At 74.5% G+C, this 24,925-nt stretch carries 20 protein-coding genes, 1 pseudogene and 1 riboswitch; of the genes and pseudogenes, 16 read left to right on the plus strand and 5 right to left on the minus strand.

Features of this window, described 5'->3' with window-relative positions:
• Nucleotides 1-509 precede the first annotated feature (509 nt).
• Together ACF1A1_RS00315 and ACF1A1_RS00320 are read right to left on the minus strand one after the other, a co-directional pair.
• A complete protein-coding gene (locus ACF1A1_RS00315; protein ID WP_391643815.1) occupies nt 510-1,637 on the minus strand; it encodes an alpha/beta hydrolase in 1,128 nt (375 codons plus the stop codon).
• Nucleotides 1,638-1,680: 43 nt separating this feature from the next.
• Nucleotides 1,681-2,376, minus strand: coding sequence for a class II aldolase/adducin family protein (locus ACF1A1_RS00320; RefSeq protein WP_391643817.1), 696 nt, complete (start codon nt 2,374-2,376; stop codon nt 1,681-1,683).
• 193 nt (nt 2,377-2,569) lie between these two features.
• On the opposite strand from ACF1A1_RS00320, the gene ACF1A1_RS00325 reads away from it, so the two are divergent.
• The 3 genes from ACF1A1_RS00325 (at nt 2,570) to ACF1A1_RS00335 (ending at nt 4,947) form a co-directional block, all read left to right on the plus strand.
• Nucleotides 2,570-3,310: a lysozyme gene (locus tag ACF1A1_RS00325; RefSeq protein ID WP_391643819.1), complete on the plus strand. Its 741-nt coding sequence runs from the start codon at nt 2,570-2,572 to the stop codon at nt 3,308-3,310.
• A 142-nt stretch (nt 3,311-3,452) separates the two neighbouring features.
• On the plus strand, nt 3,453-4,691 hold the full coding sequence (locus ACF1A1_RS00330; RefSeq protein WP_391643821.1) for an anion permease: 1,239 nt from the start codon (nt 3,453-3,455) through the stop codon (nt 4,689-4,691).
• 34 nt (nt 4,692-4,725) lie between these two features.
• Nucleotides 4,726-4,947, plus strand: coding sequence for a hypothetical protein (locus ACF1A1_RS00335; protein WP_391643823.1), 222 nt, complete (start codon nt 4,726-4,728; stop codon nt 4,945-4,947).
• A gap of 276 nt (nt 4,948-5,223) precedes the next feature.
• Here ACF1A1_RS00335 and ACF1A1_RS00340 read toward each other — a convergent pair whose 3' ends face one another.
• On the minus strand, nt 5,224-5,349 hold the full coding sequence (locus ACF1A1_RS00340; RefSeq protein WP_391643825.1) for a hypothetical protein: 126 nt from the start codon (nt 5,347-5,349) through the stop codon (nt 5,224-5,226).
• 252 nt (nt 5,350-5,601) lie between these two features.
• A riboswitch (cobalamin riboswitch) is annotated at nt 5,602-5,675 on the plus strand.
• A gap of 121 nt (nt 5,676-5,796) precedes the next feature.
• Here ACF1A1_RS00340 and ACF1A1_RS00345 point away from each other — a divergent pair.
• Genes ACF1A1_RS00345 through cobI form a run of 7 tightly spaced genes read left to right on the plus strand, consistent with a single transcriptional unit; the run spans nt 5,797 to nt 16,692 of the window.
• Nucleotides 5,797-6,750 (plus strand): cobalamin biosynthesis protein, encoded by a 954-nt coding sequence (locus ACF1A1_RS00345; RefSeq protein WP_391643827.1) that lies wholly within the window; start codon nt 5,797-5,799, stop codon nt 6,748-6,750.
• Nucleotides 6,747-8,279 carry a cobyric acid synthase gene (locus tag ACF1A1_RS00350; RefSeq protein WP_391643829.1) on the plus strand — a complete coding sequence of 511 codons (1,533 nt, stop codon included), beginning with the start codon at nt 6,747-6,749 and terminating at the stop codon, nt 8,277-8,279. Before ACF1A1_RS00345 ends, ACF1A1_RS00350 begins: the two co-directional genes overlap by 4 nt.
• Nucleotides 8,276-11,929 (plus strand): cobaltochelatase subunit CobN, encoded by a 3,654-nt coding sequence (gene cobN / locus ACF1A1_RS00355; RefSeq protein ID WP_391643831.1) that lies wholly within the window; start codon nt 8,276-8,278, stop codon nt 11,927-11,929. Before ACF1A1_RS00350 ends, cobN begins: the two co-directional genes overlap by 4 nt.
• Nucleotides 11,926-13,974, plus strand: a complete 2,049-nt coding sequence (locus tag ACF1A1_RS00360) for a putative cobaltochelatase (protein WP_391643833.1) — start codon at nt 11,926-11,928, stop codon at nt 13,972-13,974. Before cobN ends, ACF1A1_RS00360 begins: the two co-directional genes overlap by 4 nt.
• A complete protein-coding gene (gene cobO, locus ACF1A1_RS00365) occupies nt 13,974-14,573 on the plus strand; it encodes a cob(I)yrinic acid a,c-diamide adenosyltransferase (RefSeq protein WP_391643835.1) in 600 nt (199 codons plus the stop codon). Before ACF1A1_RS00360 ends, cobO begins: the two co-directional genes overlap by 1 nt.
• On the plus strand, nt 14,573-15,964 hold the full coding sequence (locus ACF1A1_RS00370; protein WP_391643837.1) for a cobyrinate a,c-diamide synthase: 1,392 nt from the start codon (nt 14,573-14,575) through the stop codon (nt 15,962-15,964). The genes cobO and ACF1A1_RS00370 overlap by 1 nt, the downstream gene beginning before the upstream one ends.
• On the plus strand, nt 15,961-16,692 hold the full coding sequence (cobI, locus tag ACF1A1_RS00375) for a precorrin-2 C(20)-methyltransferase (RefSeq protein WP_391643839.1): 732 nt from the start codon (nt 15,961-15,963) through the stop codon (nt 16,690-16,692). The genes ACF1A1_RS00370 and cobI overlap by 4 nt, the downstream gene beginning before the upstream one ends.
• Nucleotides 16,693-16,706: 14 nt before the next feature.
• Here cobI and ACF1A1_RS00380 read toward each other — a convergent pair.
• A pseudogene (locus tag ACF1A1_RS00380) lies at nt 16,707-16,805 on the minus strand (permease); the annotation flags it as partial.
• 482 nt (nt 16,806-17,287) lie between these two features.
• On the opposite strand from ACF1A1_RS00380, the gene cobM reads away from it, so the two are divergent.
• From cobM to cobC, 6 genes are read left to right on the plus strand one after another with little or no spacing between them, the layout of a single operon-like run.
• On the plus strand, nt 17,288-18,106 hold the full coding sequence (cobM, locus tag ACF1A1_RS00385) for a precorrin-4 C(11)-methyltransferase (RefSeq protein ID WP_391643841.1): 819 nt from the start codon (nt 17,288-17,290) through the stop codon (nt 18,104-18,106).
• The gene (gene cbiE / locus ACF1A1_RS00390) at nt 18,103-19,356 is read left to right on the plus strand and encodes a precorrin-6y C5,15-methyltransferase (decarboxylating) subunit CbiE (RefSeq protein WP_391643843.1); all 1,254 of its coding nucleotides are present in this window, start codon (nt 18,103-18,105) and stop codon (nt 19,354-19,356) included. The genes cobM and cbiE overlap by 4 nt, the downstream gene beginning before the upstream one ends.
• The gene (gene cobJ, locus ACF1A1_RS00395; protein ID WP_391643844.1) at nt 19,353-21,068 is read left to right on the plus strand and encodes a precorrin-3B C(17)-methyltransferase; all 1,716 of its coding nucleotides are present in this window, start codon (nt 19,353-19,355) and stop codon (nt 21,066-21,068) included. Before cbiE ends, cobJ begins: the two co-directional genes overlap by 4 nt.
• Nucleotides 21,065-21,664 (plus strand): precorrin-8X methylmutase, encoded by a 600-nt coding sequence (locus tag ACF1A1_RS00400; protein ID WP_391643846.1) that lies wholly within the window; start codon nt 21,065-21,067, stop codon nt 21,662-21,664. Before cobJ ends, ACF1A1_RS00400 begins: the two co-directional genes overlap by 4 nt.
• Nucleotides 21,661-22,596: a sirohydrochlorin chelatase gene (locus ACF1A1_RS00405; RefSeq protein ID WP_391643848.1), complete on the plus strand. Its 936-nt coding sequence runs from the start codon at nt 21,661-21,663 to the stop codon at nt 22,594-22,596. Before ACF1A1_RS00400 ends, ACF1A1_RS00405 begins: the two co-directional genes overlap by 4 nt.
• Nucleotides 22,586-23,647 carry an Rv2231c family pyridoxal phosphate-dependent protein CobC gene (gene cobC / locus ACF1A1_RS00410; protein ID WP_391643850.1) on the plus strand — a complete coding sequence of 354 codons (1,062 nt, stop codon included), beginning with the start codon at nt 22,586-22,588 and terminating at the stop codon, nt 23,645-23,647. The genes ACF1A1_RS00405 and cobC overlap by 11 nt, the downstream gene beginning before the upstream one ends.
• 180 nt (nt 23,648-23,827) lie before the next feature.
• Here cobC and ACF1A1_RS00415 read toward each other — a convergent pair whose 3' ends face one another.
• The gene (locus tag ACF1A1_RS00415) at nt 23,828-24,919 is read right to left on the minus strand and encodes an amidohydrolase family protein (RefSeq protein WP_391643852.1); all 1,092 of its coding nucleotides are present in this window, start codon (nt 24,917-24,919) and stop codon (nt 23,828-23,830) included.
• Between the last annotated feature and the right edge of the window lie 6 nt (nt 24,920-24,925).

The raw sequence follows: 24,925 nt of genomic DNA on the forward strand, positions 1-24,925 counted from the left end.
GGGAGGTGTGATCCGGCCAGTGGTACGGGCTTAAACGGAACCATCCGGGTCTCTCGGGGCACGTGGCCCGGGGTGGCGCCTGCGGGTGGTGGGTGGGTCGGGATCGTGGCGGTGCGGCGAGCCCGTCGCCGGTTGGGCGTACGGCTGCCTGTTGGTGACAGTGGAGCTTGGCTGTGCAGCGCTGAGCGACGGGCTGCGCCGCACCGCCGCCACCCACTCCCGCCGTCGGGCGAGCGCGGGAGCGTGGCGGCCCCGACCGCCCCGGGTGGCGGGTGCGTCGGGCTACGCCACATCGCCGCCACCCACTCCCGCCGTCGGGCGAGCGCGGGAGCACGGGGGTCCCGACCGCCCCGGGTGGCGGGTGCGTGGGGCTGCGCCGCACCGCCACGACCCACTCCCGCCGTCGGGCGAGCGCGGGAGCGCGGTGGTCCCGACTGCCCGGGTGCGGGTGCGCGTGGGTGCGGACCGCTCGGGGTGCGGTGGGGGTGGGAGCGTGGCGTTGGCTTGGCTCACATCAGCGGGATCAGGAAGCGGCGCAGGGCTTCCTCGTAGACGGCGGGGTCGGCGTTCCACATGGCTGCGTGGGGGGCTTGGGGGACGGGGCGGAGGGTGATCAGGTCGGGGCGTTGGTCGGCGAAGTGGCGGGTGGCCGACCAGGGGGCGACCGTGTCGTCGGGGCCGTGGAAGACCAGGGTCGGGACGCGCAGGCGGGACGGGTCCGTGGCCTCGTCGGGGCGACCGGTGCGCAGGCCCGTGCGGCCCTGGGCGGCGCGGACGGCCAGGGGCAGCAGCACGCCCGGGGTGTGGCGGGCGGCGGCGAGGGCGCGCAGGGTCGCCTGCCAGTCGAGGACCGGGGAGTCCAGGACGAGCCCGGAGACGAGGTCGCGCAGCCCCGAGCGGGCGGCGGCGCGCAGGGCCATGGTGGCGCCGGTGGACCAGCCGAGCAGGACCAGGCGTTCGGCGCCGTTGCGGACGGCGTACCGCATCGCCGCGTCCACGTCGCGCCACTCGCTCTCGCCGAGATGGCTCAGACCGTCCGGGGGGCGGGGCGCGCCGAGGTCGCCGCGGTAGGCGGGGGCGAGCACCGGGAAGCGGCGGCGGTGCAGGAAGCCGACGAGGTTCAGGGCGTGTTCGCGGGTGGTGCCCAGGCCGTGCACGGCGATCACCCAGGTGCGGCGGGCGCCGGGGACGACCCAGGCGGGCAGCGGGCCGAGCTCGCCGGGGATGTCGACGTCGGTGTGGTCGAGGCCGAGGGCACTGGTCGGGTCGCCGACGTGCAGGTTCGGGGTGAACCACACCTCGTCGCCGGGACTCAGCGTGCCGTGGGTGACGCGTTCCAGGCGGCGTACGACGGTGTCGACGGCGTGGGGCGCGGTGGCCAGGACGGGGCCGACGACCGCGTGCGAGCCGTTGCCGGAGAGGCCGTAGGTGCCGGGGCGCAGGGCCGCCAGGTCGCGGGTGAGGGTGATCTGGCCGGCGGCGGTGCCGTGCACGGTGAGCCGGGGTTCGGTGGGCAGGGGCCGGCCGGGCGGCGCCTTGAGCGCGGCGTCGCTGGCGAACCGGCCGACGGCGACACTGGCGGCGCCGGCGGCCAGGGCTGCGGTGACGGCGGCGGCCGTCGCGGTGACAGTGCGCACCCGTCCAGTGTCCTGGCCGATCCTGTCACCGGCCAGTGGTGGCTCATCCCTTCTGGCCGTAGCCGCGCATCCGCTCGCCCGCCTCCGCCACCTGGTCGTCCGTCAGGAGGGTCGGTGTGCGGCCCGGTACCGACGACGCCGTCAGCCACAGCCGGCACATCCACTCCAGTTGCGCGGTGCGGTCGTAGGCCTGGTCGAGGGTGGTGCCGTAGGTGAGGGTGCCGTGGTTCTGGAGGAGGCAGCCGGTGCGGTCGGTGAGGGCGTGGAGCGTGTTCTCGGCCAGCTCCTGGGTGCCGTAGGTCGCGTAGGGGGCGACCCGGACGGGGCCGCCGAGGGCGCTGGTCATGTAGTGGACGGACGGGAGCTCGGTCACGAGGGTGGAGACGGCCGTGGCGTGCACGGCGTGGGTGTGGACGACGGCGCGGGCGTCGGTGGCGCGGTAGACGGCGAGGTGCATGGGCAGTTCGCTGGTCGGGACGAGGGTGCCGAGCACCTGCCGGCCGTCGAGGCCGACGCCGGTGATGTCGTGCGGTGCGAGGCGGTCGTAGGGCACGCCGGACGGTGTGACCAGGACGGTGTCGCCGACCCGGACCGAGACGTTGCCGGAGGTGCCGACGACCAGTCCGTCGGCGACGGTGCGGCGGGCCGTCACCACGAGGGCCTCCCAGGCCCTCGTCTCCTCCGCGCTCGGTGTGCGGTCCTCGCCGGGGTCTCGCTGGTCGCGTCGCTGCTCAGCCATGCGGTGATCCTGCCAGGAGGTGGCGGGCGCCGCTGCGGTCCGCCGGTATTCGGGCCGGCAGCCGGTGCTGCGAGGAGTGATGTGACGCCCGTATCGCCACCCCTCGGCGATCGGTCCGATATCCACCGGTATGAGGGGATCTTCTTCTAGCCTCTGGAGGGTTTGCCGCACACCGCCGTCATCGGGGGAAACCATGGCCCGCGTTCAGCCACCGTCCCGTCGTCGTCGCGCCCTCGTGGCCGCGGCCCTGTCGGCCTGCGTGATCGCGCTCGTCGCGCCGCCCGCCGCGGCGGCGGGACCGCCGAAGGGGCACGACGTCTCGTCGCACCAGAAGCACGTCGACTGGCCGCGGGCGAAGGCGGAGGGGGCCGGATTCGTGTACGTCAAGGCGACCGAGTCCACCACCTACCGCAACCCCTACTTCCGCCGGCAGTACGACGGCGCCCGGTCCGTCGGACTGATCCGCGGCGCGTACCACTTCGCCCTGCCGGACAGGGGCTCGGGCACGGCGCAGGCCGCGCACTTCGTGCGCAACGGAGGCGACTGGAGCCCGGACGGCCGGACGCTGCCGCCCGCGCTGGACATCGAATACAACCCGTACGACGGGGAGCGGAAGTGCTACGGCCTGAGCAAGGCGGCGATGGTCGCCTGGATCCGTGCGTTCAGCGACGAGGTGCGGCGGCTCACGGGCCGGCGTCCGGTGATCTACACGACCACCCACTGGTGGAGCACCTGCACGGGCGGCAGCCGCGCCTTCGCCGCGGACCACCCGCTGTGGATCGCCCGCTACGGGGCGCCGGACGTGGGGCCACTGCCGGCCGGGTGGTCGTCGTGGACGTTCTGGCAGTACGACAACGGGGGCAGCCTGCCGGGTGACCAGAATCTCTTCAACGGCTCCGCGGACCGGCTGGAGAGGTTCGCCAGGGGCTCCTAGCCGTGCGGCGCACGGGCCGTGGGGCCGGGCCCGGTGGAAAGCAGCCCTCACGGTCACCGCGAAGCCTGCCCCAGTTCACCTTCCGTTCACTCAGGTTACCTACGTTCAATCAACCAATGACCTCGAACGATTGCCTGGGTAAATGGAAAGCTTCTCGCTGATCCTCGCGATTGTGGTGGTAACCGCACTCGCGTTCGATTTCACGAACGGTTTCCACGACACCGCCAACGCGATGGCCACGACCATCTCGACCGGTGCGCTCAAGCCCAAGGTCGCGGTGGCCATGTCCGCCGTGCTGAACCTTGTGGGTGCCTTCCTCTCCGTGGAGGTCGCGAACACGATCTCCAAGGGTCTCGTCGACGAGACCGGCATACGTCCCGAGGTCATCTTCGCCGCTCTGGTCGGCGCGATCCTCTGGAACCTGTTGACCTGGCTCGTGGGCCTGCCGTCCAGCTCCTCGCACGCCCTCATGGGCGGTCTGATCGGTGCCACCATCGCCTCGGCGGGCGTCGGCGCGGTCCACGGCGACGTGCTCGTCACCAAGGTCCTCATCCCGGCGATCGCGGCCCCGCTGGTCGCCGGCATCGCCGCGATGCTCGCGGCGCGCCTGACGTACACGCTCGGCAAGAAGGCCGACGGCAAGGCGTCGGAGAAGGGCTACCGCGCGGGCCAGATCGCCTCGGCCGGCCTGGTCTCCCTCGCCCACGGCACGAACGACGCGCAGAAGACGATGGGCATCATCACCCTCGCCCTGGTCGCCGGCGGCGCCGTCGCCCCCGACTCCGACCCGCCCATGTGGGTCATCCTCTCCGCGGGCGTCGCGATCGCGCTCGGCACCTACCTCGGTGGCTGGCGCATCATCCGCACCATGGGCAAGGGCCTGACCGACCTCCAGCCGCAGCAGGGCTTCGCCGCCCAGACCAGCGCGGCCACCGTCATCCTCGCCTCCTCCCACCTCGGCTTCTCCCTCTCCACCACGCACTCGGTCTCCGGTGCGGTGATGGGCGCGGGTCTCGGCCGCAAGGGCGGCGTGGTCCGCTGGTCGACGGCGACCCGGATGTTCGTGGCGTGGGGCCTGACCCTGCCGGCCGCGGCCCTGGTCGGCGCGATCGCCGAGTACGTGACCGGCTTCGGCGACTGGGGCACGGCGGTCGTCGCGGTCTTCCTCGTCGCCTCCAGCGCCGCGATCTGGAAGATCTCCCGCCGTGAGGTCATCGACCACACCAACGTCAACCACTCCGAGGAGCCGGCCGGCGTGGTGACCGCGGCGATCGCCGCGGTGACCCCGCCCCCCACGGGCACGGTGACCGAGGACCTGACGGCCACGATCCCGGCCCCCACGAGCGAGTCGGCTCCGTCGGCCGCCACCACCACCGTCTGAGCCCCGCCCCCCGGTACGAAGGAAGAGAAGCATCATGAAGATCGACTGGGCGGCTCTCGGCTCCGTCTTCGGCGTCAGCCTCGTGGTCACGGTGGCCCTGGTGGGCCTGTTCACCCTCGGCATCACCGGCCTCTCCCGCCGCGAACGAGCCGCGGCCCAGGGCGACTCCGCCGCGCTCGCGGTCACCGGCGCGTACGTGTGCTTCGCGGCGTGCGCGGCGGCGGTGGCGTACGGGATCTCGCTGATCGTGGTCTGACGTTCGGCCCGCTCGATCCGCCCTGTCCGGCCCCTCACGGGGTCTCGGGCAGGGCGGAGTCATGTCCGCGCCCGGGGGGATGTCGAGCGACTCGGCGGCCAGGAACTCCCGTACGTCCGGCGGGTGGGGTCCGCGAAGGCGGCACGAACACCTGATCCGCACGGCCGAGACCGCCCACCGCCGTGACACACGCGTGCGGATCCCCGACGCTGCCGCGCGCAGTCGATGTCCGACAGCGGCAGGATTCGCTGCCGTCCGACGTGACGTAACGGCCGGTCAGGTCGGTCGGTGGCCCCACCCGGCCGGCCGGCGCCCCTCGACGACGCCCGCCGGGCCGTCCCCGGCCACCCCCAGCAGCACGATCTGCCCGTCGTCCAGCAGCACGTCGCCCACGTACGCCACAGGGACTCCCCTCTCCACCCGTCCCGCCCCGTACGGGGCTTACCGGGTATCGCGGGTGTTCGCGGCGGACCGTCGCAAGCCGGGTTCGTCAAGACCACCCGGGTGAAGAGGAAACCGGCCGACCGGCTCCCACCGGTCCACCCGCCGTGCCGGCGGTGTGGGGTTGTGCACACTCTCCCCGTGCAGGTCAACAGCAAGTTGACGGCCCTTCCGGGCCCGTGGTGGACTGCCGGAGCCATGTACGGCGACAGGAGAGGAAGCCGGTGTGAGTCCGGCGCGGTCCCGCCACTGTCACCGGGGTAGGTAGCCCCGGGAGCCAGGAACTCTCGTCGTCGGTCTCGTCGAACCAGGGCGTGGACACCCTGAGTGAGGACATATTCGCCATGCTCGGCTGCCGTTCGAGGTTCAGCACCCTGTCGTCGTCCGACTCCGCGGTCGGCTGAGCCGATGGGTGCCGATCGCGTTCACGCGTACGGTGCCGCCGCCGGCCTCCTGGCAGACCTGCTCCTCGGCGATCCCCGCCGGGGACATCCGGTCGCCGTGTTCGGGCGGGCCGCGGCCGGCGTCGAGCGGGTGCTGTGGCGGGACCACCGCGGGTGGGGCGCGCTGCACACCGTCGTGTGCGCCGGCGGGGCCGTCGCTCTGGGAGCCGTCGCCGCGCGCGCCGTACGGTCCTCCACCGCCGGCTCCGTCGCCCTCACCGCCGCCGCCACCTGGGCCGTCGTCGGGGGGACCTCCCTCGGGCGGGAGGCCCGGGCCATCGGGCGGGCCCTCGAAGCGGGGGACGTCGAGGGCGCGCGGGCGCGGCTGCCGCATCTGTGCGGGCGGGATCCGCAGGCGCTCGACGCGGACGGGATCGCCCGGGCCGTGGTCGAGTCCGTGGCCGAGAACACGTCCGACGCCGTCGTGGGGGCGCTGGTGTGGGGGGCCGTGGGCGGTGTGCCGGGGCTGCTCGGGTTCCGGGCCGTCAACACCCTCGACGCCATGGTCGGGCACAGGTCGCCGCGTCACCGGCGGTACGGGTGGGCGTCGGCGCGGCTCGACGACCTCGCCGGATGGCCGGGGGCGCGGCTGACGGCCGTACTCGCCGCCGTGGCGGGGGACGATCCGCGGGGGGCCGTACGGGCCTGGCGGGCCGACGCGCGCGAGCATCCCAGTCCCAACGCCGGTCCGGTCGAGGCTTCCTTCGCGGGCGCCCTCGGGGTACGGCTGGGCGGGACGCTCTCCTACGGCGGCCGGGTCGAGCACCGGCCCGTGCTCAACGGGGCGGCGGGACGGCCCGTCGTCCCCCACGACATCGAACGCGCCGCGCGGCTGTCCCGCCGCGTCGGCCTGCTCGCGCTCGGCGTCACGGTCGCCGCGCGCGCCATCGCCACGAAAGCGAAGGGGCGTACGTCATGAGCGGGGGTCTCCTCGTCGCCGGCACCACCTCCGATGCCGGCAAGAGTGTCGTCACCGCCGGGATCTGCCGGTGGCTGGTGCGGCAGGGGGTCAAGGTCGCGCCCTTCAAGGCGCAGAACATGTCGCTGAACTCCTTCGTGACGCGGGAGGGGGCGGAGATCGGGCGGGCCCAGGCCATGCAGGCCCAGGCGTGCCGGGTGGAGCCGACCGCGCTGATGAATCCCGTGCTGCTCAAGCCCGGTGGCGAGCAGAGCAGTCAGGTCGTGCTGCTCGGCAAGCCCGTGGGGGAGCTCAGTGCGCGGGGGTATCACGGAGGGCGGCAGCAGAAACTGCTGGGGACCGTGCTGGAGTGTCTCGCCGAGTTGCGGGGCACGTATGACGCGGTGATCTGTGAGGGGGCGGGCAGTCCGGCCGAGATCAACCTGCGGCGGACCGACATCGTGAACATGGGGATCGCCCGGAACGCCGGGCTGCCCGTGCTGGTGGTCGGCGACATCGACCGCGGCGGCGTCTTCGCCTCCTTCTTCGGGACCGTCGCCCTGCTCTCGCCCGAGGACCAGGCGCTCGTCGCCGGGTATCTCGTCAACAAGTTCCGGGGTGACGTCTCCCTCCTGGAGCCCGGGCTCGACATGCTGCACGGGCTCACCGGGCGGCGGACGTATGGCGTGCTGCCGTTCCGGCACGGGCTCGGGATCGACGAGGAGGACGGGCTGCGCGTGTCCTTGCGGGGCACGGTGCGGGAGTCCACCGTCGCGCCGCCCGTGGGCGAGGACGTGCTGCGGGTCGCCGTGTGCGCGGTCCCGCTCATGTCCAACTTCACCGACGTCGACGCGCTGGCCGCCGAACCGGGTGTCGTGGTGCGGTTCGTGGACCGGCCGGAGGAACTGGCCGACGCCGACCTCGTCGTCGTCCCGGGGACCCGGGGGACCGTGCGGGCGCTGGAGTGGCTGCGGGAGCGCGGACTGGCCGGGGCGATCGTCCGCAGGGCTGCCGAGGGGCGGCCCGTGCTCGGCGTCTGCGGGGGCTTCCAGATGCTGGGTGAGCACATCGAGGACGAGGTCGAGAGCCGTCGCGGGCATGTCGACGGGCTCGGGATCCTGCCCGTGCGGGTGCGGTTCGCGCGGGAGAAGACCCTGACGCGTCCGGTGGGCGAGGCCCTCGGGGAGCGCGTCGAGGGGTACGAGATCCACCACGGGGTCGCCGAGGTGACCGGCGGAGAGGCGTTCATCTCCGATGGCGGGGGACGGAGCCTGGACGGCTGCCGGGTCGGGCAGACCTGGGGCACGCACTGGCACGGTTCGCTGGAGTCGGACGGTTTCCGGCGGGCGTTCCTGCGCGAGGTGGCGGCCGCCGCGGGCCGTCGTTTCGTGCCGGCGCCCGACACCTCGTTCGCCGCGCTGCGCGAGGAGCAGCTCGACCGGCTCGGCGACCTGATCGAACAGCACGCGGACACGGACGCGCTCTGGCGGCTCATCGAGTCGGGCGCGCCGCAAGGACTGCCTTTCATCCCACCGGGAGCACCCGCATGAGCACAGTGTTGTTGTTGTCGACCGCCGACACCGATCTGCTGGCGGCCCGGGCCGCCTCCGGTGCCTCCTACCGGATCGGCAACCCGACCCGGGTGGACGTGGAGCGGGACCTCCCCGGTCTGATCGAGGGCGCCGACATCGCCGTCGTACGGCTGCTGGGCGGCAAGCGGGCCTGGGAGGACGGGCTCGCCGCGCTCAGGGCGTCCGGTGTGCCGACCGTGCTGCTGGGCGGGGAGGCCGTCCCGGACGCGGAGTTGATGGCCGAGTCGTCGGTGCCGGCCGGTGTCGTGGCGGAGGCCCTGAAGTACCTCGTGGAGGGCGGGCCGGCCAACCTGACCGAGCTGGCGCGGTTCCTGTCGGACACCGTGCTGCTGACGGGCGAGGGGTTCGTCGAGCCGCGGAAGATGCCCGAGTACGGGGTGCACGGGGAGCGCGACCACGTCGAGGGCCGGCCGACCGTCGGGGTGCTCTTCTACCGGGCGCACGAGCTGAGCGGCAACACCGCCTTCGTGGACACGCTGTGCGACGCCGTCGAGGCGCAGGGCGCCAACGCCCTTCCCGTCTTCTGCGGTTCGCTGCGGGGTGCGGAGCCCGGACTGTACGAGATCCTCGGGCGCGCCGACACGCTCGTCGCCACCGTCCTCGCCGCCGGCGGCACGCACGCCTCGCAGGCCTCGGCGGGCGGCGACGAGGAGGCCTGGGACATCGGGGCGCTCGCCGACCTCGACGTGCCGGTGCTGCAAGGACTGTGCCTGACCTCGTCGCGGGCCGCCTGGGACGAGTCCGACGCCGCCCTCTCCCCCATGGACGCGGCGATGCAGGTCGCGATCCCGGAGTTCGACGGACGCCTGATCACGGTCCCCTTCTCCTTCAAGGAGCAGGGACCGGACGACGTTCCCGTGTACGTCGCCGACCCCGGGCGGGCGGCGCGGGTCGCCGGCATCGCCGTACGGCACGCTCGGCTGAGGCACCGGGCGAACGCCGACAAGAAGGTGGCGCTCGTCTTCACCGCGTACCCGACCAAGCACTCGCGGGTCGGCAACGCGGTGGGTCTGGACACGCCCGCGTCGGCGGTGCGGGTGCTGGACGCGCTGCGGGACGCCGGGTACCTCGTCGAGGGGTATCCCGACAACGGCGACGAGCTGATCCACCGGCTCATCGAGGCCGGCGGGCACGACGTGGAGTGGCTGACGGAGGACCAGCTGGCCGCCGCGCCGGCGCGGGTGCCGCTGGCCGACTACCGGGCCTGGTTCGACACGCTCGATCCCGGGCTGCGGGAGGCCATGCTGGAGGCGTGGGGCGAGCCGCCGGGCTCGCTGTACGTCGACGGGGACGACATCGTGCTCGCATCCCTGCGGTTCGGGAACGTCGTGGTGATGATCCAGCCGCCGCGCGGCTTCGGCGAGAACCCGATCGCGATCTACCACGACCCGGACATGCCGCCGTCGCACCACTACCTGGCGGCCTACCGCTGGCTGGAGAACTCGTTCGGCGCGGACGCCGTCGTGCACATGGGCAAGCACGGCACGATGGAGTGGCTGCCCGGCAAGGGGCTGGGGCTGAGCGGCGGGTGCGCCCCGGACGCCGTCCTCGGGGACCTGCCGCTGGTCTACCCGTTCATCGTGAACGACCCCGGCGAGGGCACGCAGGCCAAGCGGCGCGGACACGCCACCGTCGTCGACCACCTGGTGCCGCCGATGGCGCGCGCGGACACCTACGGCGACCTGGCCAAGCTGGAGCAGCTGCTCGACGAGTACGCCCTGGTCTCCGACCTCGACCCGGCCAAGGCGCCGGCCGTGCGGGCGCAGATCTGGACCCTCGTCAAGGCGGCCGAGCTCCACCACGACCTGCATGTCGACGACCAGCCGGACGACGACGAGTTCGACGAGTTCGTCATGCACATCGACGGCTATCTGTGCGAGATCAAGGACGTGCAGATCCGGGACGGCCTGCACGTCCTGGGCGGCGGTCCGGTCGGTGAGCCCCGGGTCAACCTCGTGCTCGCCGTGCTGCGGGCCTCGCAGGTGTGGGGCGGGCAGGCGAACGCGCTGCCGGGGCTGCGGGCCTCGCTGGCCGCTCATTTCGGGCTGGTGGAGAAGGAGTTGCTGGCCGAGCCAGGGGCCCCGGTGAAGATGCCGGTCGAGCTGACGGATCTGGTGGAGGGGCCGTCGCGTACGGCCGCCGACGCGATCGACCTGCTGGAGCAGTTGTGCCGGCGGCTCGCGGAGGGGATGGAGGCGCGGGCGTGGGACGTCACGTCCGCGACGCCGCTGGTCCGCGAGGTCCTCGGCGCGGAACTCCCGGACGCCGAAGCGGTGCTGGAGTTCGCCTGCGCCGAGGTCGTGCCCCGTCTGGCCAGGACCACCGACGAGGTCGGGCACATCCTCAAGGCGCTGGACGGCGGTTACGTCCCGGCCGGCCCGTCGGGCTCCCCGACGCGCGGGCTGGTCAACGTGCTCCCGACCGGACGGAACTTCTACTCCGTCGACCCCAAGGCCATCCCCTCCCGGCTGAGCTGGGAGGTCGGGCAGTCGCTCGCGGACTCGCTGGTGCAGCGGTACCTCCAGGACACCGGTGAGTACCCGAAGTCCGTCGGTCTGACGGTGTGGGGCACGTCCGCGATGCGGACGCAGGGCGACGACATCGCCGAGATCCTCGCGCTCCTCGGCTGCCGCCCGGTGTGGGACGACGCCTCGCGCCGGGTGACCGGCTTCGAGATCGTGCCGCCGGCCGAGCTCGGCCGGCCGCGCGTCGACGTCACGGTCCGTATCTCCGGCTTCTTCCGGGACGCGTTCCCGCATGTCGTCGGCCTGATCGACGACGCGGTGCGGGCGGTGGCCGAGCTGGACGAGCCCGCCGAGTTCAACTTCGTCCGGGCGCACGTGGACGAGGACGCGGCCGGGCACGGCGACCGGCGGCGGGCGACCGCCCGCATCTTCGGCTCCAAGCCGGGGGCGTACGGCGCCGGGCTGCTGCCGTTGATCGACGCGCGGAACTGGCGGTCGGACGCCGACCTCGCCGAGGTGTACGCGGTGTGGGGCGGGTACGCCTACGGGCGCGGGCTGGACGGGCGGGCGGCCCGCGGGGACATGGAGACCGCGTTCCGGCGGATCGCCGTGGCCGCGAAGAACGTCGACACGCGTGAGCACGACCTCGTCGACGCCGACGACTACTTCCAGTACCACGGCGGCATGGTCGCCATGGTGCGGCACCTGACCGGGGCCAACCCCGAGGCGTACGTGGGCGACAGCGCCGTACCGGACCAGGTGAGGACCCGCACGCTCGGCGAGGAGACCCACCGGGTGTTCCGCGCCCGGGTGGTCAACCCGCGCTGGATGGCGGCCATGCGGCGGCACGGCTACAAGGGTGCCTTCGAGATGGCGGCGACCGTCGACTACCTCTTCGGCTACGACGCCACGGCCGGCGTCGTCGACGACTGGATGTACGAGAAGCTCAGCGCGGAGTACGTCTTCGACGCGGAGAACCGGGACTTCATGAAGAAGTCCAACCCGTGGGCACTGCGGGGTATCACCGAGCGGCTCCTGGAGGCCGCCGACCGGGGGCTGTGGGCCGAGCCGGACGCCGACACGATCGAGCGGCTGCGCGCCACCTACCTGGAGCTGGAAGGCGACTTGGAGGACGACCAGTGACCATCCCGTTCCCGTTCACGGCCGTCGTCGGGCAGGACGACCTGCGCCTGGCCCTGCTGCTGAACGCGGTGAGCCCGGCCGTGGGCGGCGTGCTCGTCCGCGGTGAGAAGGGGACCGCGAAGAGCACCGCCGTGCGCGCCCTGTCCGCGCTGCTGCCGGAGGTCGGCGTCGTCGCCGGGTGCCGCTTCTCGTGCGACCCCGCCGCCCCGGACCCGGCCTGCCCGGACGGGCCGCACGAGGCGGCTCCCGGCGTCCGGCGGCCCGCGCGGATGGTCGAGCTGCCCGTCGGTGCCTCCGAGGACCGGCTGGTGGGCGCACTGGACATCGAGCGGGCGCTCGCCGAGGGCGTGAAGGCCTTCGAACCCGGCCTGCTCGCCGACGCGCACCGCGGGATCCTCTACGTCGACGAGGTCAACCTCCTCCACGACCACCTGGTCGACCTGCTGCTGGACGCGGCGGCGATGGGCGCCTCCTACGTCGAGCGGGAGGGTGTCTCCGTACGGCACGCGGCGCGTTTCCTGCTCGTCGGCACCATGAACCCCGAGGAGGGCGAGCTGCGGCCGCAGCTGCTCGACCGGTTCGGGCTGACCGTCGAGGTCGCGGCCTCCCGGGAGCCCGACCAGCGGGTGGAGGTCGTACGGCGGCGGCTGGCCTACGACGACGACCCGGCCGGCTTCGCCGCGCGGTGGGCGGACGAGGAGGCCGCCGTGCGGGCGCGGATCGTGGCGGCGCGGGCACTGCTGCCGCGGGTGCGGCTGGGTGACGGGGCGCTGCGGCAGATCGCGGCGACCTGTGCGGCCTTCGAGGTGGACGGCATGCGGGCCGACATCGTGATGGCGCGGACGGCGACGGCGCTGGCCGCCTGGGCCGGGCGGACCGAGGTGCTGGCCGAGGACGTGCGGCAGGCCGCGCTGCTGGCGCTGCCGCACCGGCGGCGTCGGAACCCCTTCGACGCGCCGGGGCTCGACGAGGACAGGCTCGACGAGACGCTGGAGCAGTTCTCCGGGGACGACGATCCCGAAACCGACCCCGGAACCGACCCGGATGCCGATCCCGATCCCGACGGGCCCGACGGGCCCGGCGGGGGCGGCGGGGGCGGTGGGCAGCCGTCGCCCGACGAGGGGCCGCAGGGCGGTGACGCGGGCGCGCGGCCCGAGGCCGGTGAGGCCGGTGAGGGCGGGGAGCACCAGGCCCCGGGTTCCCGGGAGCAGGCCGCGGCGCGTGCTTCCGAGCCCTTCCGCACCAAGGTGCTGAGCGTGCCCGGGATCGGCGAGGGTGCCGCCGGGCGGCGTTCGCGGGCACGGACCGAGCACGGTCGGACGACGGGCGCCCGGCGGCCCAGGGGGACGCTGACCAAGCTGCACCTGGCGGCGACCGTGCAGGCGGCGGCGCCGCATCAGCGGGCCCGGGGCCGGTCGGGGCCGGGGCTGGTCGTGCGGCGGGACGATCTGCGGCAGGCGACCCGGGAGGGGCGTGAGGGGAACCTCGTGCTGTTCGTGGTCGACGCCTCCGGGTCCATGGCGGCCCGGCAGCGGATGAGTGCCGTGAAGGGGGCCGTGCTGTCGCTGCTGCTGGACGCCTACCAGCGGCGGGACAAGGTGGGGCTCGTGACGTTTCGCGGGGCGGTCGCCGAGGTGGCGTTGCCGCCCACGTCGTCCGTCGACGCCGCGGCCGTCCGGCTGGAGTCGTTGCCCACCGGTGGGCGCACGCCGCTCGCCGCCGGGCTGCTCAGGGCGCACGACGTGCTGCGGGTGGAGCGGCTGCGGGACCCCGCCCGGCGGGCGCTGGTCGTCGTGGTGACGGACGGGCGGGCCACCGGGGGGCCCGAGCCGGTCGCGACGGCGGGGCGGGCGGCCCGGCTGTTCGCCGCCGACGGGGTCGCCTCGGTGGTCGTGGACTGCGAGTCGGGGCCCGTGCGGCTGGGGCTCGCGGGGCAGCTCGCGGGTGAACTGGGCGGTACGGCGGTGACGTTGGACGAGCTGCGGGCGGACTCCATCGCCGGGCTGGTGCGAGATGTTCAGGGGACTTCGAGGAGGGCCGCGTAATGCCGCAGGGACAGCCGAGTGTGGTGCCGGAGGACGGGCTGACGACTCGTCAGCGGCGTAATCGTCCGCTCGTGGTCGTGCACACCGGGATCGGCAAGGGCAAGTCGACCGCCGCCTTCGGGCTCGCGCTGCGCGCCTGGAACCAGGGGTGGCCGATCGGGGTGTTCCAGTTCGTCAAGTCGGCCAAGTGGAAGGTCGGCGAGGAGCGGGCGCTGCGGGTCCTCGGGGACTCCGGGGAGGGTGGGACCGTCGCCTGGCACAAGATGGGCGAGGGCTGGTCCTGGGTCCAGCGCGACCGGCAGATGGACAACGAGGAGAAGGCCCGCGAGGGCTGGGAGCAGGTCAAGCGGGACCTGGCCGCGGAGACGTACCAGCTGTACGTGCTCGACGAGTTCGCGTACCCGATGCACTGGGGGTGGGTCGACACCGACGAGGTGATCGACGTGCTGCGGAACCGGCCGGGCACCCAGCATGTCGTGATCACCGGGCGGAACGCGCCCGGGAAGCTCGTCGACCTCGCCGACCTCGTGACCGACATGTCCAAGGTCAAGCACCCCATGGACGTCGGGCAGAAGGGGCAGAGGGGCATCGAGTGGTGATGTCCTCGTCCGTCCCCCGGCTGGTCGTCGCCGCGCCCTCCTCGGGCAGCGGCAAGACCACCGTCGCCACGGGGTTGATGGCCGCGTTCGCCGCGCGGGGGCACGCCGTGTCCCCGCACAAGGTCGGGCCGGACTACATCGACCCCGGGTACCACGCGCTCGCCACCGGGCGCGTGGGGCGCAACCTCGACGCGTACCTGTGCGGGCCGGAGTCGGTCGCCCCACTCTTCCTGCACGGGGCCCGCGGGTGTGACATCGCCGTCGTCGAGGGCGTGATGGGGCTGTACGACGGGGCCGCGGGGGAGGGTGAGCTGGCGTCCACCGCGCAGGTGGCGAAGCTGTTGCGGGCACCGGTGGTGCTGGTGGTGGACGCGTCGTCGCAGTCGCGGTCGGTGGCGGCGCTGGTGCACGGCTTCGCCTCCTGGGACCCGGAGGTGCGGATCGGGGGCGTGATTCTGAACAAGGTCGCGTCGGACCGGCACGAGGAGCTCGTGCGGGAGGCGCTGGAGTCCGTGGGGGTGCCGGTGCTGGGGGTGCTTCGGCGGGTGGCCCGGGTGGACACCCCGTCGCGGCACCTGGGGTTGGTGCCGGTGGCGGAGCGGCGGGGGGACGCCGTGGAGGCTGTCGCCGCGATGGCCGCGCAGGTCGCCGCCGGGTGCGACCTGGAGGGGCTGGCCGCCCTCGCGCGTACCGCGGGTGCGCTGCCCGGTGCGGCCTGGGACGCGGCCGAGGCCCTCGGTTCCCCGACGGATCGCCCGGACCCCGGCCGGGACGGCCGGGTGCGCCCGGGAGTGACCGTCGCCGTCGCCTCCGGGCCCGCCTTCACCTTCTCCTACGCCGAGCATGCCGAGTTGCTGGGCGCCGCCGGGGCCGAGGTCGTCCCCTTCGACCCGTTGCGGGACGAGCGACTGCCCGACGGCACGGCCGGGTTGGTCATCGGTGGCGGGTTCCCCGAGGTCTACGCCCGCGAGCTGTCCGTCAACGAGCCGCTCCGCAAGGCCGTCGCGGAGCTCGCGCTGAGCGGGGCCCCCGTCGCCGCCGAGTGCGCCGGGCTGCTCTACCTCTGCCGGGAGCTCGACGGGCAGCCGATGTGCGGGGTGCTCGACGCCACCGCGCGGATGTCCGAGCGGCTCACGCTCGGATACCGGGACGCGGTGGCCGTGAGCGACAGTGTGCTGGCCGCGGCCGGGACGCGGATGCGGGGGCACGAGTTCCACCGGACCGTCGTCGAGCCGGGCTCGGGGGCGGAGCCCGCCTGGGGTGTGCGTGTGCCCCGGCGACGGGTCGAAGGTTTTGTACAGCAGGGTGTGCACGCGAGTTATCTGCACACGCACTGGGCGGCCGAGCCCGGTGTGGCCCGTCGGTTCGTGGAGAGGTGCCGGACGTCATGAGCAGCAGGCTGGTCGGAGTCGGGGTCGGGCCCGGTGATCCGGAGCTGGTGACCGTCAAGGGCGTCAACGCGCTGCGTGCGGCCGATGTGGTCGTCGTACCCGTGATGGACACCGGGGAGCGGGGGCGGGCCGAGGCGACCGTCCTGCACTACGTGCCGGAGGAGAAGGTCGTCCGGGTCGTGTTCGCGCTCAACGAGCGCAGTGACCGGGGGCGCCGGGAGGCCGCCTGGGACGCCGCCGGGGAGCGGGTCGCGCAGTTGCTGGGGCGGCACGGGAGTGTCGCGTTCGCGACCATCGGGGACCCCAACGTGTACTCGACGTTCACCTATCTCGCCCAGACCGTCGGGGAGTTGGTGCCGGGTGTGGTCGTCGAGACCGTGCCGGGGATCACCGCCATGCAGGATCTGGCGGCGCGGTCGGGGGCCGTGCTGACGGAGGGGACCGAGCCGTTGACGCTGGTGCCCGTGACCGCCGGTTCCGCCGTGCTGAAGGACGCGCTGGCCGGGCCCGGCACCGTCGTCGCCTACAAGTTCGGGCGGCAGGCCGCCGAGGTCGCCGAGGCGCTGCGGGAGACCGGGCGGATCGGGGACGCCGTGTGGGGGGCGGCGCTCGGGCTGCCCGAGCAGTCGATCCGGCCCGCCGCCGACCTCGGTGCGGAGCCGCTCCCCTATCTCTCCACGCTCATCGCGCCCGCGCGGCGCGACGGCGGACGGGGCGGCAAGCTGTGAGACCGCCCGCCTCGGCCCGCCAGGCCCACCACCCACCGGATGAACACCACGCCCGCGACCGTGCACCGCAGGGTCGAGCGGGCCGGGTGTGCGTGATGGGCCTCGGGCAGGACCCGCTCCTGCCCGGACGGGGCCCGGCCGCGCACATCCGGCCACCGCTCACCTCCGGACCACGCGCTGCGACGCACACCCCGGCACACCTGCCCGGCCCACGCCCGGCCGCACGCACCCGGCACCCGCTCGTACCCGGACCGGGCCCGGTCGCGCACCTCGAACCGCCGCTCACCTCCGGACCACGCCCTGCGACGCACACCCCGGCCCACCTGCCCGGGCCACGGGGCACGTACGCGGCGGCTGCCGACGCAGCCGATGCACCGGCCCCGCACATCCGGGACCCGTTCCCGCCCGGACGGGGCCCGGCGACGCACATCCGGCCACCGCTCACCTTCGGACCACGCGCTGCGACGCACACCCCGGCACACCTGCCCGGCCCACGCCCGGCCGCACGCACCCGGCGCCGGCTCCTGCCCGGACCGGGCGCCGCCGTGCGCATCCGGCTTCCGTACCCCATCCCGTCATGAGAGGACCCGAACCCATGGCCGACGCCCCCACCGGCAAGGTGACCTTCGTCGGTGCCGGCCCCGGCGCCGCCGACCTGCTGACGTTCCGTGCCGCGCGTGCCATCGCCGAGGCCGACGTCGTGATCTGGGCCGCGAGCCTGGTGCAGGCGGAGGTCCTCGAGCACGCCCGCGAGGATGCCGAGATCCTCGACTCGGCGACCATGTCCCTGGAGGACGTCGTCGCCGTGTACCAGCGCGCCCGCGAGGAGGGGCTGCGTGTCGCCCGGATCCACTCCGGTGACCCCGCGCTGTGGGGCGGTACGCAGGAGCAGCTCGACCGGTGTGCCGGGATCGGGATCGAGACGGAGATCGTGCCGGGTGTGTCCTCCTTCTCGGCCGTCGCCGCGCTGGCCCGGCGGGAGCTGACGATTCCCGAGGTGGCGCAGTCCGTGATCCTCACCCGGCTCGGCGGCGGCAAGACGCCGATGCCGCCCGGGGAGGAGGTGCGGGAGTTCGCCCGGCACGGCACCACCATGGCGATCTTCCTGTCCGCCGCCCGCAGCGGGCAGCTCGTGCGGGAGCTGCTGGAGGGCGGCTATCCGACCGCCACCCCGGTCGTCATCGCCTACCAGGCGACCTGGCCGGAGGAGCTGGTCGTGCGGTGCACGGTGGGCACGCTGGAGGAGACCGTCAAGGAGCACAAGCTCTGGAAGCACACGCTGTTCCTGGTCGGCCCGGCCCTCGACGCGCAGGGCACCCGCTCGCACCTGTACCACCCCGGCCACTTCCACGGCTACCGCAAGGCCGACCCGGCTGCCCGCAGGGCGCTGCGCGAGCGGGGTGCGAGTACGTGAGCGGTCCGATCACCGTCGTCGGGACGGGGACGGGGGCGCCGCCGGGCGAGGACGTCCTCGCGGGCGCGGACCTCGTCGTCGGCGGGCGCCGGCACCTGGACGCCGTACGGCTGCCCGAGGGCGCCGAGCGGATCGTGCTCGGGCCGCTGGCGCCGGCCCTCGACGCGATCGAGGAGTACGTCGCCGAGGAGCGGCGGGTGGTCGTGCTGGCGTCCGGGGACCCCGGGTTCTTCGGGATCGTGCGGGCGCTCGCCGAGCGGTTCGGGCCGCGTCGGCTCGAGGTGCTGCCCGGTGTCTCCTCCGTCGCCGCCGCCTTCGCCCGGCTCGGCCTGACCTGGGACGACGCCGTGGTCGTCAGCGCGCACGGGCGGGATCCGCGGACGGCGGTGAACGTGTGCCGGGCGCATCCGAAGGTCGCCGTGCTGACCGGGCCCGGGGCGGGACCCGCCGAACTGGGCGCCGCGCTCGCCCGGACCGCTCCCGGGCGGGTCCTCGTCGTCGCGTCCGCGCTGGGCGATCCCGTGCGCGAGCGGGTGGAGCGGGTCGGCCCGGCCGAGGCGGCGGTCCGGGACTGGGGTGCGGCGGTGAGCGTGGTGCTGTGCCTGGAGGAGGCGCGGCTGCCCGGTCGGGTGCGGACCCTCGCGGGGCCGCCGCGCCGGCCCGCCGGATGGGCGCTGGACGAGGGCGACTTCGCCCACCGCGACTCGATGATCACCAAGTTCGAGGTGCGGGCGCTGGCGCTGGCCCGGCTGGGTCCCCGGGTCGGTGACCTGGTCTGGGACGTCGGCTCGGGGTCGGGGTCCGTGGCCGTGGAGTGCGCCCGGCTGGGGGCCGCCGTCAGCGCGGTCGAGAAGGCCGGGGACGGGGCCGCGCGGATCCGCGCCAACGCCGCCGCGCACGGCGTCGACGTGCACGTCGTGCACGGGACGGCGCCGGAGGCGCTGGACGGACTCGACGATCCCGACGCCGTGTTCGTCGGCGGCGGTGGGCGCGAGCTGGCCGACATCGTGGGCGTGTGCGCGCGGCGGGCCCGGCGGTCCGTGGTCGTCGCCATGGCCGCGCTGGACCGGGTGCCGGCGGCGCGGGCCGCGCTCACCGACGCCGGGTTCGCCTGCGACGGCGTGCTGTTGCAGTCCTCGCGGCTCGCGCCGCTGCCGGGGGACGTGACCCGGCTGGCGGCCACCAACCCCGTTTTCCTGCTGTGGGGCGTCCGGCCCCGGATTTCCGACGTAGAAGGAGTTGCTCAGTGATCGGCCTCATTTCCGCCACCGCGGCGGGGGCGGCGGCACGCGACCGGCTGGCCGCGGCGTGGCCGGACCGCACGCGCGTGTACGACGGTCCTGTCGGGGACGCCGTACGGCGGGCGTTCGCGGAGTGCGAGCAGCTCGTGTGCTTCCTGGCGACGGGGGCCGTGGTACGGCTTCTCGCGCCGCTGCTGGACGACAAGGCGTCCGACCCGGGTGTGGTGTGCGTCGACGAGGCCGGGCGGTTCGCGGTCTCGCTGGTCGGCGGGCACGGGGGCGGCGCCAATGAACTGGCCCGCGCCGTCGGCGGGTTGCTGGGCGCCGAGCCCGTGGTGACCACGGCGACGGACGCCGTCGGGATCCCCGGCCTGGACACCCTCGGGCTGCCCGTGGAGGGTGATGTCGCCGGGGTGACGCGGGCCCTGCTGGACGGGGAGCCGGTCGTGCTCGACGCGGAGGTGGCCTGGCCGTTGCCGCCGCTGCCGTTCGCGGACCGGGACGGGAGCCAGGACGGGGACCGGGGGGCGTACACCGTGCGGGTGACGGACCGGGCGGTCGGGCCCGGCGCCCACGAGGTCCTGCTGCGGCCGCCGACCCTGGTGGTGGGGGTCGGCGCGTCGAAGGGTGCCCCGGCCGCGGAGGTGCTCGACGTGATCGAGGGCGCCCTGCGGGAGGCGGGGCTGTCCGGGGCCTGCGTGGCCGAGCTCGCCACCGTCGACGCGAAGGCGGACGAGCCCGGCATCCTCGCGGCCGCCTCGCGGCTCGGCGTGCCCGTGGTGACGTACTCCGCCGAGGAGTTGGCCGCCGTCGAGGTGCCGAACCCGTCCGACGCGCCCCTCGCCGCCGTCGGCACACCGTCCGTGGCGGAGGCCGCGGCGCTGGTGGGAGGCGGCGAACTCCTCGTGCCGAAGCGGAAGTCGGAACGTCCCGACGGCCGGCCCGCCATGGCGACCTGTGCCGTCGTACGGCGTCCGGGGCGCGGACGGCTCGCGGTGGTCGGGCTCGGGCCGGGTGCCCGCGATCTGCTCACGCCGCGCGCGAAGGCGGAGCTGGCGCGTGCCGCGGTGCTGGTCGGGCTCGACCAGTACGTCGACCAGATCCGCGACCTGCTGCGGCCCGGCACCCGGATCCTGGAGTCGGGGCTCGGGGCCGAGGAGGAGCGGGCCCGGACGGCCGTCGCGGAGGCGCGCAAGGGCCGGGCCGTCGCACTGATCGGCAGCGGGGACGCGGGCGTGTACGCCATGGCCTCCCCCGCGCTCGCCGAGGCCTCCGACGACATCGACGTGGTCGGGGTGCCGGGGGTGACCGCCGCGCTGGCCGCCGCCGCGCTCCTGGGCGCGCCGCTGGGCCACGACCACGTGTCGATCAGCCTGTCCGACCTGCACACGCCGTGGGAGGTCATCGAGCGGCGGGTGCGGGCGGCGGCCGAGGCGGACATCGTGGTGACCTTCTACAACCCGCGCAGCCGGGGCCGCGACTGGCAGCTGCCGAAGGCGCTCGCGATCCTCGCCGAGCACCGGGAGCCGTCGACACCGGTGGGTGTCGTGCGCAACGCCTCACGGCCGGACGGGTCGAGCCGGGTGACGACGCTGGCCGGCCTGGACCCGGCGACGGTCGACATGATGACGGTCGTGACGGTGGGCAACACCGCGACCCGGACCATCGCGGGGCGCATGGTGACGCCGCGCGGCTACCGCTGGCAGGAGGAGACGCAGTGACCCAGGCGACGCGGGTCGTCCACCCGATCGAGCAGGAGTCCTTCCGGCGGCTGCGGGCCCGTCTGGACACCTCGCACTTCCCGCCGCTGACCCGGGCGGTGGTGGAGCGGGTCATCCACTCCGCCGCCGACCTGGAGTACGCGAGCGATCTCGTCATGGACGAGGCGGACCTGGTCGCGGCGCACGCCGCGCTGCACGCCGGGGCGCCCGTCGTCGTGGACGTGGAGATGGTCGCGGCCGGCATCACCCGCCGCGGGACCGTCTGCCGTCTGAAGGACGCCGAGTCCGGCCCCGGGCTGACCCGTTCGGCGCACGCGGTGCGACTCGCGTACGAGGAGGTCGGGCCCGGCGCCCTGTGGGTGATCGGCTGTGCGCCCACCGCCCTGGAGGAGTTGCTGACCCTCGACGCCTCCCCCGCGCTCGTCATCGGGCTGCCCGTCGGCTTCGTCGGGGCGGCCGAGTCCAAGGCCGCGTTGCGGGAGAGCGGGCTGCCCGCCGTGAGCAACGTGTCCGAGAAGGGCGGTTCGGCGGTCGCCGCGGCCGCTCTCAACGCCCTGCTGTACCACCCCCTTTCGCAGACCGAGGAGACCTCGTGACCACCCCGCCGCCCGCCCTGCTCATCGCCGGCCATGGCACCCGGGACGATGCCGGAGCCGAGGCGTTCCGCGACTTCGTACGGGAGCTGGGGCGCCGCCACCCCGAACTGCCCGTCGCGGGCGGCTTCATCGAGCTGTCCCCGCCGCCGCTGGGCGAGGCCGTCACCGACCTGGTGGAGCGGGGCGTACGGCGGTTCGCCGCCGTACCGCTGATGCTGGTGTCCGCCGGGCACGCCAAGGGGGACATCCCGGCGGCGCTGGCCCGGGAGAAGGAGCGGCACCCGGGGATCTCGTACACCTACGGACGTCCGCTCGGCCCGCACCCGGCACTGCTGAGCGTGCTGGAGCGGCGGCTGGACGAGGCCCTGGGCGGGGCGGGGCGCAGGCCCGAGGACCGGTCGGACGTGACGGTGCTGCTGGTCGGGCGCGGCTCGACCGATCCGGACGCCAACGCCGAGGTGTACAAGGCGGCGCGACTGCTGTGGGAGGGGCGCGGGTACGCGGGTGTGGAGACGGCGTTCGTGTCGCTGGCGGCACCGGACGTGCCGAGCGGGCTCGACCGGTGCGTACGGCTGGGCGCGCGGCGGATCGTCGTACTCCCGTACTTCCTGTTCACCGGGATCCTGCCGGACCGGGTGCGGCAGCAGACCGAGGGGTGGGCGGCCGCGCACCCGGAGGTCGAGGTGCGGTCGGCGGACGTCATCGGGCCCGAGCCCGAGCTGCTGGACCTGGTGATGGAGCGGTACGAGGAGGCCGTCAAGGGTGATCTGCGGATGAACTGCGACTCGTGCGTCTACCGCATCGCGCTGCCGGGCTTCGAGGACAAGGTGGGGCTGCCGCAGCAGCCGCACTTCCACCCCGACGACGACGGCCACCACCACCACGGTCACGGCCACCACCACGGAGGGCACGCGCACTCCCATGCACACTGACGGGCACGACCTGCGCCACCACGGTGACGCGGAGGTACGCGACGACGGCTCGGCGCTGGTCGACCTCGCGGTCAACGTCCGCGCGGACACGCCCCCGGACTGGCTGCGCCAGCGCATCGCCGCGTCCCTGGCCGGCCTCGCCGCCTACCCGGACGGGCGGGCCGCGCGGGCGGCGGTGGCGGCGCGGCACGGGCTGCCGGCCGAGCGGGTCCTGCTGACGGCGGGTGCGGCGGAGGCGTTCGTGCTGGTCGCGCGTGCCCTGAGGGCCCGTCGTGCGGTGGTGGTGCACCCGCAGTTCACGGAGCCGGAGGCGGCGCTGCGGGACGCGGGGCACGCGGTCGACCGGGTGCTGCTGCGGGAGTCGGACGGCTTCCGGCTGGCTCCGGCGGCCGTGCCGGAGGACGCCGACCTGGTGGTGATCGGCAACCCGACGAATCCGACGTCGGTGCTGCACCCGGCCGGCGTTCTCACCGGACTGGCGCGCCCGGGGCGGACGTTGGTGGTCGACGAGGCGTTCATGGACGCGGTGCCGGGTGAGCGCGAGGCGCTGGCCGGCCGGACGGACGTGCCCGGCCTGGTCGTCCTGCGCAGCCTGACCAAGACGTGGGGGCTGGCCGGGCTGCGCATCGGCTACGTCCTCGCCGCCCCCGGCACGATCGCCGAGCTGGAGCGGGCCCAGCCGCTGTGGCCGGTCTCCACGCCGGCGCTGGCCGCGGCGGAGGCGTGCGTGTCGCCGCGCGCGCTGGCCGAGGCCGCCCACGCGGCGCACCGGGTGGCCGCGGACCGCGCCCATCTCGTGGCGGGACTCACCGAGTTCGCCTCCGACGGTCTGCGGGTCGTCGAGCCCGCGGAGGGACCCTTCGTCCTCGTTCGACTGCCACGAGCGGCGGCTGTCCGCCACCACCTGCGCACCCTCGGCTTCGCCGTCCGCCGGGGGGACACCTTCCCCGGCCTGGACGAGGACTGGCTACGGCTGGCGGTGCGGGACCGGGCGACGGTGAACCGTTTCCTCCAGGCCCTGGACCAGTCGATGGCGCTGGCCTCCCGCTGAGGACCACTTCCGGTCCGGCCCGGTCGGGGGGCGGGCGGAGTCCCCTGGCGGGGTGGCTGCCGTGTCACCGCGCCGGCGTACCGCTCCCCCGTCCCGCGCGCGTCGGCGGGCAGCCGCGGCGCCCGTGACCACGATGTGCCGGGGGTCTCCGGGAGAACCCCGCGGGGCTTCCGCCCGCCGTCACCCCACGACCCGCCCGTTCAGCACCACCCGCAGTGGGGCTCCCAGGACGCGGACGTCCGTGCGGGGGTCCCGTTCGTACACCACCAGGTCTGCCGCCGCTCCTTCCTCCAGGCCGGGGCGGCCGAGCCACTCGCGGGCGGACCAGGTCGTCGCCGACAGGGCCTCGAGCGGCGGGATGCCGGCCGTCACCAGTTCCGCCACCTCCTCCGCCACCAGGCCGTGCGGCAGGGTGCCGCCCGCGTCCGTGCCGACGTACACCGGGATTCCGGCGTCGTAGGCGTCGCGGACCGTGTCGTAGCGGCGGGCGTGCAGGCGGCGCATGTGGGTCGACCAGCGGGGGTACCGGGACTCGCCGCCGGCGGCGAGCTTCGGGAAGGTGGCGATGTTGACCAGGGTCGGGACGATCGCGACGCCACGGGACGCGAAGAGGGGGATCAGGTCCTCCGTCAGGCCCGTCGCGTGTTCGATGCAGTCGATGCCCGACTCGACCAGGTCCTTCAGGGAGTCCTCCGCGAAACAGTGGGCCGTGACCCGCGCGCCCAGGCGGTGGGCCTCCGCGATCGCCGCCCGAGCCGCCTCGCGGGGCCAGCACGCCGACAGGTCGCCCGCCTCGCGGTCGATCCAGTCGCCGACCAGCTTGACCCAGCCGTCGCCGCGCCGGGCCTCCTGGGCGACGTACGCGACCAGGTCCTCCGGCTCGATCTCCCAGGCGTAGCCGCGGATGTAGCGGCGGGTCCGGGCGATGTGCCGGCCGGCCCGGATGATCTTCGGGAGGTCCTCGCGGTCGTCGATCCAGCGGGTGTCGGAGGGGGAGCCGGCGTCGCGGATCAGCAGCGTGCCGGCCTCGCGGTCGGTCAGCGCCTGCTTCTCCGCCACGTCCGTGTCCACCGGGCCGTGCGCGCCGAGGCCCACGTGGCAGTGGGCGTCGACCAGGCCGGGCAGCGCCCAGCCCGCCACCGTGCGGATGTCACGGGCGGCGGCTGGGCGGTCGTAGGTGATCCGGCCGTCGACGATCCACAGGTCGTCGCGGACGTCCTCCGGGCCCACCAGGACCCGGCCCTTCACGTGCAGCACCGGCTCATCGCTCATGTACTG

The organism is Streptomyces sp. NPDC014995, assembly GCF_043080745.1.
Lineage (GTDB): Bacteria > Actinomycetota > Actinomycetes > Streptomycetales > Streptomycetaceae > Streptomyces.

Coding starts and splice junctions, on each gene's coding strand:
- ACF1A1_RS00330 (WP_391643821.1), top strand. CDS start 3,453: ATGGAAAGCTTCTCGCTGATCCTCGCGATTGTGGTGGTAACCGCACTC.
- ACF1A1_RS00335 (WP_391643823.1), top strand. CDS start 4,726: ATGAAGATCGACTGGGCGGCTCTCGGCTCCGTCTTCGGCGTCAGCCTC.
- ACF1A1_RS00325 (WP_391643819.1), top strand. CDS start 2,570: ATGGCCCGCGTTCAGCCACCGTCCCGTCGTCGTCGCGCCCTCGTGGCC.
- ACF1A1_RS00415 (WP_391643852.1), bottom strand. CDS start 24,919: ATGAGCGATGAGCCGGTGCTGCACGTGAAGGGCCGGGTCCTGGTGGGC.
- ACF1A1_RS00320 (WP_391643817.1), bottom strand. CDS start 2,376: ATGGCTGAGCAGCGACGCGACCAGCGAGACCCCGGCGAGGACCGCACA.
- cobN (WP_391643831.1), top strand. CDS start 8,276: ATGAGCACAGTGTTGTTGTTGTCGACCGCCGACACCGATCTGCTGGCG.
- cobM (WP_391643841.1), top strand. CDS start 17,288: ATGGCCGACGCCCCCACCGGCAAGGTGACCTTCGTCGGTGCCGGCCCC.
- cobI (WP_391643839.1), top strand. CDS start 15,961: ATGAGCAGCAGGCTGGTCGGAGTCGGGGTCGGGCCCGGTGATCCGGAG.
- cobC (WP_391643850.1), top strand. CDS start 22,586: ATGCACACTGACGGGCACGACCTGCGCCACCACGGTGACGCGGAGGTA.
- cobO (WP_391643835.1), top strand. CDS start 13,974: ATGCCGCAGGGACAGCCGAGTGTGGTGCCGGAGGACGGGCTGACGACT.
- ACF1A1_RS00345 (WP_391643827.1), top strand. CDS start 5,797: ATGGGTGCCGATCGCGTTCACGCGTACGGTGCCGCCGCCGGCCTCCTG.
- ACF1A1_RS00370 (WP_391643837.1), top strand. CDS start 14,573: ATGTCCTCGTCCGTCCCCCGGCTGGTCGTCGCCGCGCCCTCCTCGGGC.
- ACF1A1_RS00350 (WP_391643829.1), top strand. CDS start 6,747: ATGAGCGGGGGTCTCCTCGTCGCCGGCACCACCTCCGATGCCGGCAAG.